15 protein-coding genes are annotated in these 16,634 nt (G+C 72.4%); 9 read left to right on the forward strand and 6 right to left on the reverse strand.

The window, feature by feature from the left end:
* Positions 1–86: 86 nt before the first annotated feature.
* On the reverse strand, positions 87–1,106 hold the full coding sequence (locus tag CPH93_RS22530) for an alpha/beta hydrolase (protein WP_096213888.1): 1,020 nt from the start codon (positions 1,104–1,106) through the stop codon (positions 87–89).
* A gap of 358 nt (positions 1,107–1,464) precedes the next feature.
* Here CPH93_RS22530 and CPH93_RS22535 point away from each other — a divergent pair, with 358 nt between their 5' ends.
* Together CPH93_RS22535 and CPH93_RS22540 are read left to right on the forward strand one after the other, a co-directional pair.
* Positions 1,465–3,603, forward strand: coding sequence for an FUSC family protein (locus CPH93_RS22535; protein ID WP_096213889.1), 2,139 nt, complete (start codon positions 1,465–1,467; stop codon positions 3,601–3,603).
* A gap of 149 nt (positions 3,604–3,752) precedes the next feature.
* Positions 3,753–4,832, forward strand: coding sequence for a rod shape-determining protein (locus CPH93_RS22540; RefSeq protein ID WP_096213890.1), 1,080 nt, complete (start codon positions 3,753–3,755; stop codon positions 4,830–4,832).
* 101 nt (positions 4,833–4,933) lie between these two features.
* Here the strand turns inward: CPH93_RS22540 and CPH93_RS22545 are convergent, their stop codons facing one another.
* From CPH93_RS22545 to CPH93_RS22555, 3 genes are all read right to left on the reverse strand, one after another.
* Positions 4,934–5,227 carry a hypothetical protein gene (locus CPH93_RS22545; RefSeq protein WP_096213891.1) on the reverse strand — a complete coding sequence of 98 codons (294 nt, stop codon included), beginning with the start codon at positions 5,225–5,227 and terminating at the stop codon, positions 4,934–4,936.
* A 105-nt stretch (positions 5,228–5,332) separates the two neighbouring features.
* The gene (locus CPH93_RS22550; RefSeq protein ID WP_096213892.1) at positions 5,333–6,352 is read right to left on the reverse strand and encodes a hypothetical protein; all 1,020 of its coding nucleotides are present in this window, start codon (positions 6,350–6,352) and stop codon (positions 5,333–5,335) included.
* Positions 6,349–6,726 carry a PadR family transcriptional regulator gene (locus CPH93_RS22555; protein ID WP_093483305.1) on the reverse strand — a complete coding sequence of 126 codons (378 nt, stop codon included), beginning with the start codon at positions 6,724–6,726 and terminating at the stop codon, positions 6,349–6,351. Before CPH93_RS22555 ends, CPH93_RS22550 begins: the two co-directional genes overlap by 4 nt.
* 367 nt (positions 6,727–7,093) lie before the next feature.
* Between CPH93_RS22555 and CPH93_RS22560 the strand changes: the two genes are divergently transcribed.
* Complete coding sequence (locus CPH93_RS22560) at positions 7,094–8,182, forward strand: alpha/beta fold hydrolase (protein WP_096213893.1); 1,089 nt, start codon at positions 7,094–7,096, stop codon at positions 8,180–8,182.
* Here CPH93_RS22560 and CPH93_RS22565 read toward each other — a convergent pair.
* The gene (locus tag CPH93_RS22565; RefSeq protein ID WP_231976924.1) at positions 8,179–8,940 is read right to left on the reverse strand and encodes a TetR/AcrR family transcriptional regulator; all 762 of its coding nucleotides are present in this window, start codon (positions 8,938–8,940) and stop codon (positions 8,179–8,181) included. The two genes, CPH93_RS22560 and CPH93_RS22565, sit on opposite strands and share 4 nt — an antisense overlap.
* A 185-nt stretch (positions 8,941–9,125) precedes the next feature.
* On the opposite strand from CPH93_RS22565, the gene CPH93_RS22570 reads away from it, so the two are divergent.
* Positions 9,126–10,394 (forward strand): FAD-dependent monooxygenase, encoded by a 1,269-nt coding sequence (locus tag CPH93_RS22570; RefSeq protein WP_096215545.1) that lies wholly within the window; start codon positions 9,126–9,128, stop codon positions 10,392–10,394.
* 518 nt (positions 10,395–10,912) lie between these two features.
* Positions 10,913–11,713, forward strand: coding sequence for an IPT/TIG domain-containing protein (locus tag CPH93_RS22575; RefSeq protein WP_093483302.1), 801 nt, complete (start codon positions 10,913–10,915; stop codon positions 11,711–11,713).
* Positions 11,714–11,808: 95 nt separating this feature from the next.
* On the opposite strand, the gene CPH93_RS22580 is transcribed toward CPH93_RS22575, so the two are convergent.
* On the reverse strand, positions 11,809–12,858 hold the full coding sequence (locus CPH93_RS22580) for a tyrosine-type recombinase/integrase (RefSeq protein WP_096213895.1): 1,050 nt from the start codon (positions 12,856–12,858) through the stop codon (positions 11,809–11,811).
* Positions 12,859–13,699: 841 nt separating this feature from the next.
* Here CPH93_RS22580 and CPH93_RS22585 point away from each other — a divergent pair.
* The 4 genes from CPH93_RS22585 to CPH93_RS22600 all read left to right on the forward strand — a co-directional run bounded on the left by CPH93_RS22585 (position 13,700) and on the right by CPH93_RS22600 (position 16,634).
* Positions 13,700–14,257 carry a hypothetical protein gene (locus tag CPH93_RS22585; protein ID WP_096213896.1) on the forward strand — a complete coding sequence of 186 codons (558 nt, stop codon included), beginning with the start codon at positions 13,700–13,702 and terminating at the stop codon, positions 14,255–14,257.
* Between the two features lie 136 nt (positions 14,258–14,393).
* Positions 14,394–14,663: a hypothetical protein gene (locus CPH93_RS22590; protein ID WP_006605516.1), complete on the forward strand. Its 270-nt coding sequence runs from the start codon at positions 14,394–14,396 to the stop codon at positions 14,661–14,663.
* A gap of 350 nt (positions 14,664–15,013) precedes the next feature.
* Positions 15,014–15,220: a DUF5988 family protein gene (locus CPH93_RS22595; RefSeq protein WP_231976925.1), complete on the forward strand. Its 207-nt coding sequence runs from the start codon at positions 15,014–15,016 to the stop codon at positions 15,218–15,220.
* 79 nt (positions 15,221–15,299) lie between these two features.
* A complete protein-coding gene (locus tag CPH93_RS22600) occupies positions 15,300–16,634 on the forward strand; it encodes a beta-ketoacyl synthase N-terminal-like domain-containing protein (protein ID WP_093483298.1) in 1,335 nt (444 codons plus the stop codon).

Genomic DNA, 16,634 nt, shown 5'->3' on the forward strand with positions numbered 1-16,634 from the left:
GAGCCGGCCGGCCCCGGTCACTGGTGGTCAGGCGGCCGGCCCCCGGCCCCGGTCTGGGGCAGCCGGCCGGCCCCGCTCACGGCCGGTCAGGCCGTCGGCCCCGTCATCCGCGCGCTGACCCACTGCATCGTGCCCTCGCCCAGGCCCTGCACATAGGTGCCCGCGCTGTGGGTGCCGTCCGGCACGATCTGCAGCCGGGTGTGCACGGGGCCGTGCCCGTACTGGCGGATGAACTTCCGCACCTTCGGCAGCACCGTGTACTCCCGGGAGCCGTCCTGGAAGGCGAGGTAGACCGGCGGTCCGCCGCGCGCGATCAGCCGGCGGGCCAGGACCTCCGGGTTGTTCTCCCGCTCCTCCTTGGCGTGGCCGTCCCACAGGGGCGAGTCGGGCACGATGTCCGGCCCGTTGGGTATCGCCACCTTGAACGTCTCCGGGTTCTGCAGCACGTTCTTCAGCGCCGCGAACCCGCCCGACGAGGAGCCCATGATCGCCCAGGCGTCGCGGGTCTTGAGGGTGCGGAAGTTCTGCCGTACGAGGTCGGGCACGTCCTTGCTGAGCCAGGTGCCGATCTTCGGCTGGCCCGGTATGTCGCTGCCGTCGTAGTACTGCTTGTCATTGGGGTTCAGCACCGGCATGACGACGATGAACGGCAGGCTGGTGCCGTTCTTGGACCACTGGGCGAGGTTCTCCTCCAGCTTGAGGTCGGAGCCGATCCAGTAGTTGACGGGGTAGCCGTAGGAGCCGGGCAGCGCCTCCATCACCGGGAAGCCCTTGTTGGCGTTCCGCTTCTCGTAGTACTCCGGCGGCGCCCACACCCACACCTTTCCGGTGAAGCCCGACTTGGGGCCGTGCAGGGTGGTCACGCCGATCGGGGTGTTCTGGCCGGCCCCGCCGACCCGGCTCTCCTCGGTGAAGCTGATCGGCCGGGTGGGCCACTGCACCAGCGAGTGCTTCCCCGGGGGTGTGTGGTGCAGCGAGGCGCCCGTCTTGGGGCCGCCGAAGCGGACGGGGGACGCCTGGGAGGCGCTGGTGCCGCAGCCTGCCGTGGCGGCGAGAACGGTCAGGGCGATCAACGCGATCACCGGACGGAACAGGGCTTTGTGCACGGGGCCTTCTCCTTGCCGAACACCCGGGGATGGTCCGGGCTGAACAGCAAGAGGGGGCCGGCGCGGCGCCTGGTTTCCGTTCCGGGGTGTCGGATTGGTCGCACCGCCCGCGCGGAATCCGGGCATCCCCTTTCTGACCTGCGATGTTTTACGCGCAACGGGAGGGTGTTTTACCGGGATTTTCCGGGTCGGAGGGGCGGGGTGGGCGCCCGCACGGCCCGCCGGCGCGCTCGGGGAGCCCCTGCCTGCGCCCCCGGGAACCCCCGCCGGCGCTCCCCGGGAACCTTACCCGTGGCCTCCGGGAACCCCCGCCTGTGCCCTCCGGGAACCCCCGCCCCTGGCCCGTATCCTCGTCGCCATGACCTGGTCGCGTGCGCTCAAGGACGCCGCCCGCTCGGGGCTGACCATCGAGCGGACCAAGCTCACCCCCTTGATCGCTCTCCGCGGCTCGGTCGGCGTCGCCCTGGTCATCGGCCTGTGTCTGTGGCGCGGTGACCCGGCCCTCGCGGTCTCCTCCGCCTTCGGCGCGTTCTCCTCCGGCATCGTCACCTTCCAGCGCAGCATGCGGCCGCGCCCGGTGCTCGCCCTCGCCGTCGCCGGCGCCCTGGCGGTCTCCACCTTCCTCGGCTATCTGGCCGCCGCCCATCTCCTCGCCTTCGTGCTGCTCCTCGCCGGCTGGACCTTCCTGGCCGGGATGGCGTGGGCGATCGGCCCGGTCGCCGGGCTGGCCGGTACCCAGACCGTGGCGATCATGCTGGTCACCGTCACCCTGCCGACGTCCGTCCTCGGCGCGCTGCAGCACGCCGCCCTGATCTTCTTCGGCGGCGTCGTCCAGGCCGCCCTCATCGTGCTCTTCCCGGTCCGCCCCTGGGGCGTGCAGCGCGATGCGCTCGCCGACGCGCTGGCCGCCGAGGCGGACTACGCGCGGCGGCTGCGGCAGGACCCGGTCGCCCCGTTCGACCCGGCGCCCCTGATGGACGCCCGGATCGCCTCCGCCGTGACCCCGCGTCAGGCCAGGCGGCGCCCCGTACAGCTGCACGGCCCCCGCGGCCTCGCCGAACGCGTCCGCCCGGTCCTCGCCTCCCTCGCCGACCCGGTCGTCGGCGCCCCGCTGGAGGGGCCCGAGCGCGACCGCGCCCGCGATCTGCTGGGCGCCGCGGCCACCGTCCTGGATGCCGTCGCCTTCGCGGTACGGCACGCCAAACCGGTGCGGCTGCCCCCCGAGGCGATGGCCGTCCTCGAAGTCCCCGCCACCGGCCCGATGCTGCACGGCGCCGCCCGCCGCTCCGCCTACCGCCTGATCTCGCTGCTCGCGGACGCCGTCGAACTCACCGATGAGCCGGTCGAGGCCACCCGCCCCACCACCGAGGCCGAGCGCGGCCATCTGCTGCGCCCCAGCGTCCCCAAGCTGGTCCCGGTCGCGCTGCGCTCGCTGCACCGCGAGACCCGCTGGACCTCCCATGTCTTCCGGCACGCCCTGCGGGTCGCCGCGGTCGCCGCCGCCGGCTATCTGCTGGGCACCGCGCTCCCGTTCGGCCACGGCTACTGGGCGCCGCTCGCCTCCGTCATGGTGATGCGCCCGGACTTCGCCCAGACCTACTCCCGCGGCGTCGCCCGTTTCAGCGGCACCCTGGTCGGCGTCGCCGTCGCGGGCGGGCTGATGGCGCTGGCCCACCCCGGCCTGTACGTCAGCGCCGGGCTGGCCGTGGTCTGCGTCGGGCTGATGTATCTGCTGATGCGCACCGGCTTCTCGGTGACCTCGGCGTGTGTGACCGCCTATGTGGTCTTCCTGCTCGGCATCGCGGGCGCGGGCTGGCAGCAGACCGTCCAGGAACGCGTCGTGCTGACCCTCCTCGGCGGGCTGCTCGCGATGCTGTCGTACGCGCTGTTCCCGGCCTGGGAGACGCCCCGGCTCCGCGACCGCCTCGCCGAATGGCTGGCCGCCAACGGCCATTACGCGCTGGCCGTATATGACCTCTACGCCACGCCCGCCGAACGGCGCCCCCGGCAGATCCGCGACGCCCTGCTGGACGCCCGTGCGGCCCGCGCGGCCTGGGAGGAGACCGAGGCCCGCGCCGAGAAGGAACCCGTACGCCACCGCGGACTCTCCCCGGCCTCGGCGAAGGCGGCCGGCGCCGCGCTGGCCACCATGGGCCGGGTCACCATGATCCTGGAGGTCCATCTCCCCGAACGCGACGCGGACGCCTCGCCCGGCGCCACCGCCTTCGCCTTCGAACTGCGCACCTCCCTGGAGGAGGCCACCGAAGCGGTCCGGGAGCGGGGCGAAGTGAACTGGAGCGCGCTGCGCGCCGTATGGGAGAGATGGGACGCGGAGGACGAGAGCCGCGGTGTCGCCCTGCGCGCCGCCGAGCTGCTCGTCGACGCCCTCGACGACCTGGCCGAGGCGCTGTCCCGGGAGCCGGGGGAAGCGGAGAGCGCGGCAGAGGACACGGGAGGGGACACGCCACGGGACACAGAAGGGAACGGCGGCGGGTGAGACGGCGGACGGCCGTGGCGGGAACCAATCCGGGCCCCCGGTAGTCTTATTAATTGCCCGCATTGAACGCCATTGGTAGCCCATGGGGTTGTCTGCGGTGCAATGCCCCAGGATTCCCGTCCCCTCTCCAGAGAGCACACGAACTCCCCATGGCGTCCAGCACTTCGTCCGGTACGTACGACATAGGCATCGACCTCGGCACCGCCAACACCCTGGTGTACGCCCGCGGCAAGGGCGTGGTGCTGAACGAGCCGTCCGTCGTCGCGGTCAATGCCGCCGGCGAGGTGATCGCGGTGGGGGAGGAGGCCAAGCGGACCATCGGCCGTACGCCGTCCGGGATCACCGCGATGCGCCCCCTCAGGGAGGGCGTGATCGCCGACTTCGACGCCGCCGAGCAGATGCTGCGCGCCCTGATGAAGAAGGCCCTGCCCAGCCGCCGCTTCTCCCGGCCGCGGGTGGTCATCTGCGTCCCGTCGGGCATCACGGGCGTGGAGCGGCGCGCGGTCGTCGACTCCGCCAAGGCGGCCGGCGCCCGTGAGGTGCATCTCATCGAGGAGCCGATGGCCGCCGCGATCGGCGCCGGCCTCCCGGTGGACGAGCCGGTGGGCTGCATGGTGGTGGACATCGGCGGCGGCACCACCGAGGTCGCCGTCGTCTCCCTGGGCGGTCTGGTCACCGCCCAGTCCGTACGGGTCGCCGGGGACGCCCTGGATGCCGCCGTCACCTCCTACGTCAAGAAGAAGCACTCCCTGGCCATCGGCGAGCGCACCGCCGAGGACATCAAGATCGCGATCGGCTCGGCGGCCTGGACCCCGGTCGAGACCGACGAGGACGGCACCGCGGACCGCCCCACTTCCTACACGGTCCGCGGCCGCGACCACGTCAACGGCCTGCCCCGGATCCAGGAGATCACCGAGGAGGAGATCCGCGAGGCGCTGGCCGAACCGGTCGACGCGATCGTCCAGGCCGTCCACCGCACCCTCGACGAATGCCCCCCGGAGCTCTCCGGCGACATCGTCGAGCGCGGGATCGCCCTCACCGGCGGCGGCGCCCTGCTCCGCGGCCTGGACCAGCGGCTGCGCCAGGAGATGGGCGTCCCCGTGTCGGTCGCCGACGAGCCCCTGGACTGCGTGGTCAACGGCACCGCCAAGTGCGTCGACGAATTCGCCAGCCTGCACGGCCTGCTGACCGGCGCCAAGCAACAGCCCAGGAAGACGGTGCGGTTGTAGGGGCGGGCCGGCCGGGCACCCGAGGCGGGGGCCGCTCGGAGGGCGGCCCGTCGCCGGGGGTGCGCCGCGCCCTCCCGGAACCGGTGGGGTGACACCCCTGGTCAGCCACCCCCCTCCGCGGTGCGGCGCGCATGCCGTTCCGCGTTGAGGAAGAGCACGTTGGCGGCACCCGGCCGCACCAGGAAGTGGGAGAACGCGTCGGCGTCCGGTCCCTCGAACGGAATCTCTGCCACGACGGAGCCGGCGGGGTCCTGCCCCTGGGACAAGTGGACGACGATGCCGTTCGGCAGGGTTACCCGGATCTCGTCGGCATCGAGGGGGGTCGGGACACCGTCGCGGACGACTTCGACGTGGAGCGGTGCCCCTTCAACTGGCGTGGGATCAGTGGTCGGCATGCCGTGATTCTCCCTCGGGCGGCCTGCACCGGACGGCATCCGGAGCGCACTCGGCTTCGAGTGCGGCACGGGGGGCCGCTCCCGTCCGTCGAGGGCCGGGAGGGTTCAGCCGGTACCGCACCGAGCCGCGGTCAGGCCGCGGGAGCCGATCGCCGTCAGGGCTGCCGCCAGGGCGGCGATGACGCCTGCCTGCACAGCGGTGACGGTGAGGAGGAAGCCGGGGGCGTGGGCGTCGGCCAGGAACGCGAGGCTGAGCGTCCGCTCCACGAGCATGGCGAGGCCGAGCGCGGCCAGTGCGACGGGCAGCGCGGGGTCTCCCGCGGGCTGCGGCGACCGGCACCGGGCGACCAGCCACACCGCGGCCGCGGCGACGAACGCCACACCGCCGGCCCATCCCGGGTCCGCGCCCCCCTGCCACACCACGGTCGACGCGCCCATGAGCACGCAGGTGCCCATGAGGGCCAGCCCGGGAGACGCCAGCGGGAGCCGGGCGGGCGGGGCGTCGCGGTGGAAGGCGCAGCACAGGGCGACGACCGTCAGCCAGGAGAACACCGTAGCCGTGAGCGAGAAGGAGACCGCCAGGGCGTCCTGCCCGCTGTCCAGATGCTGCGTCACAAAAGCCAGGCCGGGAAGGGCCGCGAGGGCCGCGAAGGCGAGGGCGGTGCGCCGGTGGTCACGCAGCAGCGCCAGGTACGCCACCGTCCACGCCGGCGGTATCAGCCAGCGCACGACCTCATACAGCCCGGCCGCAGCACCGTGGCCGGTGAAGCCCTCCAGGACCATGTCCCGGTCCCGGGGAGCGGCACCGTGAACCCAGGCCAGGAGGAGGGCCTGCCCGGTCACCCCGGAAGCCGCCTGCAGCAACACGCTCAGGAGCGCGAACAGGCGTACCACCGCGCCGAGTGTGGCGTAGCGGGCCGGGGCGCCGGCGGCGCCCATCCGGGTGCGGACGGCGAGGGCGGCGATGCTGGCCACCTCGCCCCACGCCGGGCGCAGTTCGTCCCGCTGCCGCTCGTCGAACCCGTGCAGGTAGGCCTCCACCATCTCCTCCTCCCGCGCGGCGCGATAGTAGGAGGGCAGCAGGCGCAGCACGGTGCGGTAGCGCTGTTCGAGCATGGTCGTCATGCGGTGCCTCCCGCGAGGCCCGGGCGGCGCACCGAGCGGCCGGCGGGGGCCGGCCCGGCGGCCGGGGGACGGTGGGCGGCCATCCGCTCCGTCGCCGCCCGGGCCCCGGCCGCCATCCGCCGTGCCTCGGCGGACAGGGCCGCCCCACCGGCGTCGGTGAGCCGGTAGTACCTGCGCAGCCGGCCCTGCTGCACCTCCTCGCGGTCCAGCACGATGAGCCCGTCGGCGGCCAACCGGTCCAGCACGCCGTACAACGTGCCGATCCGCAGCTGCACATGGCCTTCGGACAGCTCGTCGACCACCTGCACGATCCCGTAGCCGTGCCGCGGCTGGTCGACCAGTGCGGTGAGGACGAAGAACGCAGCTTGCGTCATACCTCTGGGAGTCATGCAGGAACTATATCCTGGCTCCCGATATATAAGGAGAGGGGGCGTCACCGACCCGGTCATGAGTCTTCGGGGTGGGCTGGCTGTGGGAACACGGCGTCCGAGGTCGCTGCCCGGCTCGACGACGCCACGCCGTCCCGGCCCTGTCCGAATCGCGTCGCCCCCGCCGACTGCCCGTCCGCCCCCTCCGCCCGGGGAGTGTCATGATCGTGGCGGAGGGGCAGTCAAGTCGGGGCGTCCCAACGGAAGTGCCTCACGCGACCACGAAGGCCGCGATCCCTCGCCCCATCCGTCGTCCGCCATCCGTCACCGGCCGGACGTCACCACCACCGCCGAACTCCCCTGGGAGGGATGCATGTCGCAGTCCGCCAAGACACCGGCCGCCCCGTCCACGTCCACCGCCGGCGGGGCACCGGGACCACACCGGTTTGCCGCCCCGCTACCGGAGGCGACGCACCGTACGGTGGAGGTCCCCGGCGGCCGCATCCACCTGGTCGAGCAGGGCACCGGCCCGCTCGTCCTGATGGTCCACGGATTTCCCGAGTCCTGGTATTCCTGGCGTCACCAACTCCCCGCGCTCGCCGCGGCGGGCTACCGTGCGGTCGCCATCGACGTCCGCGGCTACGGGCGTTCCTCGAAGCCCCGCGAGGTGTCGGCCTACCGGATGCTGGCCCATGTCGCCGACAACGTCGCGGTGGTGCGCGCCCTCGGCGAGGAGACCGCGGTGATCGCGGGCCATGACTGGGGCTCACCGATCGCCGCCCACAGCGCACTCCTGCGGCCCGACGTCTTCACCGCCGTGGCGCTGCTGAGCGTTCCCTACGCGCCCCGGGGCGAGACCCGGCCCACCGAGGCCTTCGCCCGGCTCGGCGGCGACGGGGAGTTCTACATCAGCTACTTCCAGGAGCCCGGGCGGGCGGAGGCGGAGATCGAGCCCGATGTCCGCGGCTGGCTCGCGGGCTTCTACGCCGCGCTCGCGGGCGATGCCGTGCCGCCGTCCGAGGACCCCGGGGACGTCACCCGCTACTCCGTCCCACCGGGCGGGAAGCTCTCCGACCGCTTCCCCGAGGACATCCGGCTGCCCCTGCCCTGGCTCACCGGAGCCGACCTGGACTTCTACGCCGGGGAGTTCGAGCGGACCGGCCTGACCGGCGGACTCAACCGCTACCGCAACGTCGACCGGGACTGGGAGGACCTCGCCGCCTGGAACGGCGCCCCGCTCACCCAGCCGGCACTCTTCATCGGCGGGGAAAACGACGCCCCCACCCGCTGGATGTCCGACGCCATCAAGGCCTTCCCCCGTACCCTCCCGGGCCTGTCCGCCTCTCACCTCCTCGACGGCTGCGGCCACTGGGTCCAGCAGGAACGCCCCGCGGAGGTCAACCGGCTGCTGACCGACTGGCTGCACATGCTGCCCGCGGCCCCCGTCGGCACCTCGGACTAAGCCCTGCCCATATAGGCCTCCAGGCCGTCCAGAATCCGCTCCAGGCCGAACTCCGCTGCCTGGTCACGTGCGGTGACGTCGGTCTCGGTGGCGGCGACGGCCGCGGCGATCGCGGGAAAGCGGTCGGCGCGGCCGGCGAGCAGCTCGTTCAGCGCCGCGCTCATGACCTGTTCGGGCTCCTTGGCCCGCGCGCTGCCCAGCCCCATCGAGGCCGACACCTGGGCGAGGGCCCGGACATGGCCGCTCACCACGACCACGGCGTCGAACTGCTCGCCGCCGCTCAGGCCGGTGTCCGCGAGCGCGGCGACGGCGCGTTCGGTCCAGCCGAGTTCGTTGGGGCCCATGACGCGGGGGCCGACGGCCGCGCCCAGCAGCCAGGGATGCCGTTCGTAGACCTCCGCCAGCGCCTGTGCCCAGGCCCGCAGCACCACGCGCCACTGCCCGGCGCCGGCCGGGCCCGGGGCGTCCGGCGGCGGTTCCCCCATCGCCATGTCGATCATCAGCGCGACCAGTTCGGTCTTTCCTGGCACATAGCGGTACAAGGACATCTTGGAGAAGTCCAGTTCGGCCGCGATCCGCTGCATGGAGACCGCCCCGAGCCCGCCGGCATCGGCCAGGGCCAACGCCGTCCGCGTGATCCGCTCCAGGCTCAGTGCCGGTTTGGGGCCCCGGCCGGGCCGCTCGCGCCCACCCCACAGCAACTCGACGCTGCCCGCCTGATCCCCGAACACGCTGCGCTTCTCGTCATCTCCTGCCACCCCCGCATCCTAAAACTGCGTCCGGGGTACACAAAACTGCGTCCATCGGATACAGTTTCTTGTGTCAGTCCGACCGATCGACGGGGGAGCGTGCGATGGCGTACGAAGCAGCAGCGGGACACGGCGGTACGGAGCGGTCCGAACGGGCCGGGGAGCGGGGGTCGGTGCCCTCGCGGCGGCGCACCGTGCTGATCTCGGGAGCCAGCGTCGCCGGCCCGGCCCTGGCCTACTGGCTCGGCCGCTACGGCTTCCGCGTCACGGTGGTCGAGGTGGCCACCGCCCTGCGGGGCGGCGGCTTCGCGGTCGACTTCCGGGGCGCGGTCCACCTCCAGGCCCTGGAGCGGATGGGCGTCCTGGAGGACATCAAGAGTCACAGCACCGGCGGCGGCGCCCCGCTGAGCTTCATCGACGGACAGGGCCGCCAACTCGCCTCCATGCCCGCCGAGGTCGCCGGCGGCGAGGTCGAAATACTCCGGTCGGATCTGTCCCGCATCCTCTACGAGCACAGCCTGGCCGCGCCGCCCGGTGCCGCCTCCGGCGGTGCGCCCGAGTACGTCTTCGGCGACTCCCTCGCCGGCCTGACCCAGACCGCCGACGGCGTGCAGGTGACGTTCGAACGGGGCGCGCCGCGCACCTTCGACCTCGTGATAGGCGCCGATGGCCAGCACTCCACCGTGCGTCGGCTCGCCTTCGGCCCCGAGGAGGAGTTCGTCAGCCACCTCGGCTACTACGTCGCCGCCTGGGACCTGCCCGAGGACGCGGGGGACCTCGGCGCCCGCCAGGTCGGCTACGGCGAACCGGGCCGGCTGGCCACCGTCGGCCGGGTGCCCCGCCGCGCCCAGGAACCGGGCTACACAGGCGAATCCTTCTGCGTCTTCGCCGCGGAGGAACTCTCCTACGACCGACGCGACCTCCGGTCCCAGAAGGCGGCGGTGACCGCGGCCTTCGAGGGAGCCGGCTGGCGGACGCCGGAGGTGATAGGGAGCCTCCGGGGCGCCCGGGACCTCTACTTCGACTCCATCAGCCGCGTCGACGTGCCGACGTGGTCCACGGGCCGCATAGCCCTCCTGGGCGACGCCGCCCACGGTGCCACGGTCGGGGGGATGGGTACCGGCTCGGCGGTCGTCGGCGCCTATGTCCTCGCCGGTGAACTGGCCCTCGCCGACGGCGACCACGCCACGGCCTTCGCCCGCTACGAACAGAAGCTGCGCCCCTATGTGACCCGATGCCAGGAGGGCGGCCGCGGCGCAGGCGAATTCCTGGCCCCGCCCACCCAGGAGGCCATGGACGCCCGCAATGCCCTCCTGAACGACCCGTCCGCCCTCGCCGCCATGCTGGGAGAGGGGCAAGACCTCTCCGCAGCGATCGAGTTGGCGGACTACCCGTCACTGGTGGAAACGGCGGCGGCCGCCCCTACCGGGTCCCTGGGTGGGAGGGGGATACGGACGGCGTGAGAGGCGTGAGAGGCGGGAGGGGGAGGAGGGGGAGGGGGAAGGGAGGGGCGCGAAGGGCAGGGCAGCGCGGACCCGGCAGTTGGGCAGCACGGCCCCGTCAGCTGGCCGGCACGGACCCGTCAGCTGGTCGGCGCGGCGTAAGCCCGCCCCCGGCCCCCCCGTAGCGGAAGTGTTGTGCGACGTCTGGAATGCGCGCTGAGCCGAAAGGGTGCTCTGGGGTCAACGTGATTGCCCGGTGTGCACTCTTCTGGATTACTGGTGGTGCCTGGTCGGCGGGCCGTCCATCCCCCTCGGGCTTCGGTAGTCGGCCCACCCACCAGCCCTCTTCGCTGCAGGGCTCGAAGGGCGGCCAGTGACGCGACGGCCCTTTTGCACCGGCCAGATGTGAGCCGGCCGTGGCGCGCCGCCTGCGTCGTCCTCCTGTGCGGCCCGGCTGCTGTCAGTGCCCGGTTCCGGCGTGTGCTTCACCTCTGTCACGAGCGGGCCGGGCTACGCGCTCACACAGCAGGAGGATCCAGATGTCCACACCCACACCGCAGTCGGCTCTGCCTCCCTTCGGGCCCACGTTGCTCGCCGCCCTGCCGAACTCGGGGCCGACCGGGGGCAACAACACCGTGACGCTGATCGGGCTCGGCCTGGCGGGAGCCACCAGCGTCCTGTTCGGCGGGGCGACGGCGACCATCGTCGGGCAGGACCCGCTGGGCCTGACCGTCACGGTCGTGGCCCCGGCGCACGCCGCGGGCACCGTACAGGTCACCGTCACCACCGGCAGCGGCACCAGCAATCCGGTGAGCTACACCTACGTCGCGCCGGTCCCGCCGATCGCCGCGACCATCACCCCCAACGTGGGACCGATCGCAGGCGGTACCTCGTTCATCATCGCCGGGTCGCATCTGCAGAATGCCACCGTCACCATCGGTGGCAATGCGGCGACCGTGGTGGGCACGGACCCGACCGGCACGGCGCTGCTCGGTGTCACTCCTGCCGGGCCTGCCGCCGGAGGCAATGTCCCGGTCGTGGTGACGACTCCGGGGGGTACCGCGAGTGTTCCCGGCGGGTTCACCTACCTGGCGCCGGTTCCGACGATCACCGGTACGGTGACGCCGGCTACCGCCTCTGCGGGAGCGACGTTCACCATCGTCGGGACCAACCTGGCCGGTGCGACGGTGCTGTTCGGGGCCACGCCCGCCACGAGCGTGGTGGTCGCCGGCACCACCCTGACCGGGGTCGTTCCGCCCGGAACCGTCGGTTCGACGGTGCAGGTGACCGTGCAGACCGCGGCCGGCAGCGCCAACGCGGGGACGTTCACCTACGTGTGAGGGCCCTCGCCCCGGGGGCGGCAGCCCGGGCCGCGGCCTGAGGTCCACGGGTGCGTGCGGGCCCGACCGGACCTGGCCGGAGCGCCCCGGTGCGGTCACCTCTGAGGCCGTTGCAGGAAAAGGGTTCGGCCCCCGCCCGGTGTACGGGCGGGGGCCGGACTTGCCGGTGGTTCCCCATGGTTCTGCGCGGGGAGGGGATGCCGGTCGGGGGGCAGATACCGCCGGGCGTCCTCCAGGGGGCGCCCGGCGGCGCCGCACAGCAAGGGCAGCGGCAGCCCGGCGTCCGCCATCCATGTCAGTCCGGTGTGCCGGAGGTCCTGGCGCCGGAGGTACTCGTGACCGAGCTCGGCCACCACATCGTCCCAGCGGGTGGTGTCCCGCAGGACGGCCGCGGTGAAGCGGCTCCCGTCCGGGCCGGTGAACAGCCGGGCGTGCGGGAGGTGGCGCGCCGATTCCAGCCGCGCGGCCGCCAGTTCGCGGGCGGCGGGACGCAGTGGCACCACCCGCTGGTGCCGACCTCGGCAGGCCCGGTCGCCGAGGCCGTCCGGTTCGGAGACGGTGAAGCGCTGGACGTGCCAGGTCCAGGTGCTCACATCGACGTCCTGGGCCTGCAGGGCGGACACCTCGCTGAAGCGGGTACCGGTCCAGGCGGCGAACCGGACGACGTCCCCCCATCCCTCGTGGCCGTCGGAGGACCGCTGCACGAGCGAGGCCGCCAGCCGCTCCAGTGTCTGCACGTCCGGCAGGGCCAGCGCCCTGGGCGTGGTGCGCTCGCTCTGCGCCCGCTGGTACTCCTGCTGCCAGCCGGCCACCCGGGCCGGATTGGCGTCGAGCACCCCGTCGCGTACGGCCTGCTCCAGGACGCGGACGAGCACGGCAAGGCTGTTCTTCACCGTCGACAGGCCGCATTCGTCGGCGATCCAGCAGTGCAGGGCGCGATTGACGACCCGGCGGGTGACCTTGCGGACGGGGACGTGGCCGATGCTGGGTACGACCCGCAGCCGCCACCCGGCCTGGTACGGGGACATGGTCAGCGTCTCCAGGCCGTACATCGCGGCCGGCCACCGCCGTTCCCCGTAGGCGGCGAGTGACATCGCATGGATCTCGTCCCCGGGGGGAAACGGATACCCGGCGTCATTGTTCATTATCGAATCACCCTTGTCTGATCGGGGAGTTATTCGGCCGGCCGGCACCGATGGCGCGATTCACTCGGGAGCGCGAAATCGGAATCGAGGAATCCGGTCACCCCTTGCCCGGGGAGGTGCAGTGAACTGTGAGCTCCGGCGGAGAGCACTTTGGCGTGCTGTCCGCCACGGAGGGGGACGAGGGCCGGCCCCAAGGCCGGCAAATGTCCGAGCTCTACAGCGCGGACGGTCCGCGCCGGCGGCCTCCCGCGGATCAGTCACAGGTACGGGAGAATTGTGGACGCAGCGCCAACTAGGCTAAGTGCAAAGGGAGATGTGGCTGCGGAGCGGGAACGCGGGATGGTGTAATGACTTCCGTTGTCATGGTCGTGATGGTGCGACGTCGCCGCGTAATGCCGGACGGTCGGTCCGGATGCGTTCCACGCACAAGAATGACAAGCGCCCGCCTTGCCTGGCCAGGCGGTTCCAGCTGGTGACCGGGCGGACGCGGTCGGCAATCAAACGCTTCATCAGCCATGTGTGGAATAAAGGCATCTACTAAGGCCATTGCGCAAGTTGGTACGAGTTTCCACTTTTCGCGCTGCTCCGAACGGGTGGCCTTATCGATTGACTGTTGTAGCGCGACGAGCCGCATGGATAACTAGTTCCATCCAACCGGTGGGCCGCCCATCCTCTCCGGGGAGCGGCACTTGGCCTACCCGTTGGCCCGGCCCCAGCGCCTGGTTGCGGTCAGACCGAGATGTCGTATGGGCGTCCCCGGTAGAGGGTTTTGGATCCGTCAGCCGGTGCCGATTCCTCGGCACCGGCTGATCGGCCCCCCACATTCGGTCAGGGGGCTTCAATGCGAACTCTTTCCTTCATTCGCTGGATCGACGGTGTCCGCACCGGGATCCTGAGCCTCACCGCGGCGGCACCGGCACCCGGCTCCGCCGGCGACGACACGAGTGTCACGACCCCGGCGCCATACGGGAAGACGGCGTCCGCCACCCCGGCCGGCCCGGCACCCGCGGCCGGCAACGGCCGCCGGACACCGGCGCCTTACGGCACCTCTCTCCTCAATGCTCCCCGCGACACCGGCAGTTCGGGTGCCGCGGGGCTCCGGCGCACCGGCCCGGCGTGCCCGGCGGTACGGCGCCGCCCCCTCGCCCGCCTGAATCCCCGCGGGCGGTTCCGCTTCCGCGCGGAGGGCGGACCGGTGCCCGTCCCCGGCGCCGGCGGACGCCTCGTACCGGCCGGGCCCCTCGTACCGAAGGCCGCCGCCGGCCCCGGCCCTGCCGCCGCCCCTCGCCGCTCCCGCCGCCCCCGCCACGCTCCGGCCGCCCTGCCGGCCCATGAGGACCGGGACACCGTCCCGGATACCCGCGCCCCGCAGGGCCCTGTCCCCGGCTGCACCGACTGACGGCTGTCCCCCCGCCCGGCGTCCCCGCCGGTGCCTTCCGTCGGACCGGCTTCCGCCGCCCCCGCCACGACCGGTTCCGGCCGGCCCCCACGGCACCTCCAGGTAGGTCCCACAACCTCGACGCCAAGGAACAGCGATGCCTCTCTCCCCGCACCAGGGGGCCACCGGTGGCGGAGCCCCGGTCCCCCCTCCCCCCACCCGTAGCGGCCCCGCCGACGCCACCGCGGCGCCATGTGGGCCCCCGCCGGCCGCCGCCGGCCCCGCGTCCACCCCCTCCGACGCCTCCGCGCCCACCGCGCCGCCGTCCCCCACGGCCGGCCCGGTGGGCGCCGTGCTCCCCGCCGACGGGAGCTCCGACCGCGCCGCCGAGGGCGCCTTCACCTCCATGGCACGGCCGGTCCGCTGAGGCCGGCGTGCGCCCGGCGCGGGTCCGCTCGCGGCTCCCCGGCGCCGTGTCCGGCCGCCGCACAGCGCCGCCGACCTGCACCCCGCCGCCACCGGGCCGTCCGCTCAGCCGCGGATCCGGACACCCGCAACGGCGTCCCGCCCCCCAGGGACGCCGCCGTGACCGGCCGCCCCGCCCCCCACCGCCTCGGCGAACCGCCCCTCGCCCCGTCGCTCCACCGGACACGGCCGGTCCGGTGGCGCACCGTCCTCCTCGGCCGCAGCCCGCAGTGACTGCACCCGGGTTCCCCCCCCACGGCAACTCCCCCGCCCGCCCCACAAACCCACTGCGACAGAACACCGGAGAACACCATGGCGAAAAGAACAATGCTGGTCCTCGTCGACGGGCCGGAGGGAAATTCCCTGCCGCAGCACGCACGCGATGCCGTGAACGACCCGATAAGGGTCCTGCGCGGCAACGGATACGAGCGTTTCGAATTCTACGGCGAATACGTGGACGTCGGCGGAGAGCCGGTCCCCGTCTACCGCTGGTGCTACCGCACAAGAATCGCCGAGTAGGCGCCGTGCGGTCCGCAGAAGAAAGCAAAGCGAAGAGGAGAAGGAACATGCGGAATCTCAGGAGTGAAGGAGTCCGGTCATGACACGAGCGTCAGGGAACTCCGAAAGCCGAAATGACGGCCGGAATGTGGTCGTCACCGGTGTCGGATTCTGTCTGCCCGGCCGGACGGAGCCGGTCTTCACGGCCGACGACATGTGGGCCGTCGTCTCCAACGGCCAAACCTGCCTCAAGCGTGACGAGGTCTACTACGGCTCGGTAGATCTCACCCAGGAGATGTTCGACGAACGCCTCCCGGATGTCCCCCCGTTCTTTTCCCGGCATTACACGTCGGCCCACCGTTTCGGTCTGGTGTCGATGGCGGAAGCCACCGCGGATGCCGGGCTGACATTTCACGGCGGGGCGCTGAGCGAAGCCGCAATACTGGTCGGGCGCGGCGGTGTGGACGCGAACATCGAAAGCTATCTCTCGGTGCTGAGAGCGGATCCCGGAAAGACCACCGCACCGGAAGCCATGGAGCTGTTCGTGGCCGCTCAACAAGCCATCACGCCGTCGGACGTCGCACTGGTCCAAGGGGCGCTGACCCGCACCAACGGCCCCTGCTACACCGTCTCGTGCGGCTGCGCCTCGTCGGCCGTACAGATCGGCAACGCCCGGCGGATGATCGCCCAGGGCGAGGTCGAGGTCGCGGTCGTGACCGGGGTCGACGTGTTCAACGTCCACCTCATCCAGAACATCCAGCGGCTGCTGGGCGGGGCGCAGCAGACCTATGACGCGCTGCGCACCACCGACATGCCGGAACTGCTGCCGTCCTTCACCTCCCTGATGCGGCCCTACGACCGCCGGGCGGACTGCATCAACCACGGCGAGGGCTCCGCCACCGTGATCCTGGAGAGCCGGGAGCACGCCGCCCGGCGCGGTGCGCACGTCTACGGGCAGGTGCTGTCCACCGCCCTGACCCGCGACGGCCTGGCCAACCCCCTGGCGTGCGAAGAGACCGGATCGGAACTCGTCACCGCGGTCCGCCGCTGCCTCGGCGACCGGTGGCACATCGACGACGTCCCGTACGTCCACGGCGGCAGCGACGGCAATGTCGTCGTCACCACCTTCGAGTCGAACGCCGTCAAGGAGCTGTACGGGCCCGACAGCACGGTGCTGATGACGTCCCAGGAAGGCTGCTTCGGCCACAACGGCGCACCGGCCGGCTGCCTGGGGGTCGCCATGACGCTGATGATGCTCGAACGGGGACAGGTGTGCCCGACGGCCAACTGCGAACAGCCCGTCGAGGGGCTGCCCTTCGACCCCGTCCCCGGCATCCGCCCCCGCGCGCTCGATTTCGACTACGCGCTGTCCTTCAACTACCAGGTCGGCGGCGTGAAGAACGCCATCCTTCTCGGCAGCCCGGAAGCCGTGTGA

The sequence above is a fragment of the Streptomyces sp. 2323.1 genome, from assembly GCF_900221035.1.
Classification (GTDB): Bacteria; Actinomycetota; Actinomycetes; order Streptomycetales; family Streptomycetaceae; genus Streptomyces; species Streptomyces sioyaensis.

Bases quoted from the DNA above. Each gene is read 5' to 3' on its own strand.
- CPH93_RS22580 (WP_096213895.1), bottom strand. From the start codon at position 12,858: ATGAACAATGACGCCGGGTATCCGTTTCCCCCCGGGGACGAGATCCAT.
- CPH93_RS22590 (WP_006605516.1), top strand. From the start codon at position 14,394: ATGCCTCTCTCCCCGCACCAGGGGGCCACCGGTGGCGGAGCCCCGGTC.
- CPH93_RS22545 (WP_096213891.1), bottom strand. From the start codon at position 5,227: ATGCCGACCACTGATCCCACGCCAGTTGAAGGGGCACCGCTCCACGTC.
- CPH93_RS22585 (WP_096213896.1), top strand. From the start codon at position 13,700: ATGCGAACTCTTTCCTTCATTCGCTGGATCGACGGTGTCCGCACCGGG.
- CPH93_RS22560 (WP_096213893.1), top strand. From the start codon at position 7,094: ATGTCGCAGTCCGCCAAGACACCGGCCGCCCCGTCCACGTCCACCGCC.
- CPH93_RS22535 (WP_096213889.1), top strand. From the start codon at position 1,465: ATGACCTGGTCGCGTGCGCTCAAGGACGCCGCCCGCTCGGGGCTGACC.
- CPH93_RS22550 (WP_096213892.1), bottom strand. From the start codon at position 6,352: ATGACGACCATGCTCGAACAGCGCTACCGCACCGTGCTGCGCCTGCTG.
- CPH93_RS22555 (WP_093483305.1), bottom strand. From the start codon at position 6,726: ATGACGCAAGCTGCGTTCTTCGTCCTCACCGCACTGGTCGACCAGCCG.
- CPH93_RS22600 (WP_093483298.1), top strand. From the start codon at position 15,300: ATGACACGAGCGTCAGGGAACTCCGAAAGCCGAAATGACGGCCGGAAT.
- CPH93_RS22540 (WP_096213890.1), top strand. From the start codon at position 3,753: ATGGCGTCCAGCACTTCGTCCGGTACGTACGACATAGGCATCGACCTC.
- CPH93_RS22575 (WP_093483302.1), top strand. From the start codon at position 10,913: ATGTCCACACCCACACCGCAGTCGGCTCTGCCTCCCTTCGGGCCCACG.
- CPH93_RS22595 (WP_231976925.1), top strand. From the start codon at position 15,014: ATGGCGAAAAGAACAATGCTGGTCCTCGTCGACGGGCCGGAGGGAAAT.